The 360-nt window shown below is 44.2% G+C and carries 1 protein-coding gene; it reads left to right on the forward strand.

All coding sequences use genetic code 11. The features are described from left to right. The coding region (locus BU804_RS10945) for an IS5 family transposase (protein WP_143299001.1) at positions 1-360 on the forward strand (360 nt) is incomplete at both ends.

Here is a 360-nt window from a genome sequence, read left to right on the forward strand (position 1 = left end):
CAGAGCATGAGTTATACAAAAGGGGGCTCAATACAAAATTGCATCTTGCCGTGGGTGCGCATGATCTGCCGATCAGGGTCATTATTACAGAAGGCACAACAGCAGATTGTACTCAAGCAAGCAATTTGATCGCTGGTCTTACAGCTGAGCGGTTACTGGCAGACAAAGGATATGATAGCGACGCAATCGTTGAGCAAGCTATAAGTCAGGGAATGCAAGTGGTGATACCTCCACGAAAGAATCGCATAACTGGTCGAGAATACGATAAAGATCTCTATAAGTTAAGGCATTTGGTGGAAAATGCATTTTTACATTTGAAGCGTTGGAGAGGAATAGCGACCCGTTATGCAAAGAACACAG

It is taken from the genome of Candidatus Protochlamydia sp. W-9, from assembly GCF_001950615.1.
Lineage (GTDB): Bacteria > Chlamydiota > Chlamydiia > Chlamydiales > Parachlamydiaceae > Protochlamydia > Protochlamydia amoebophila.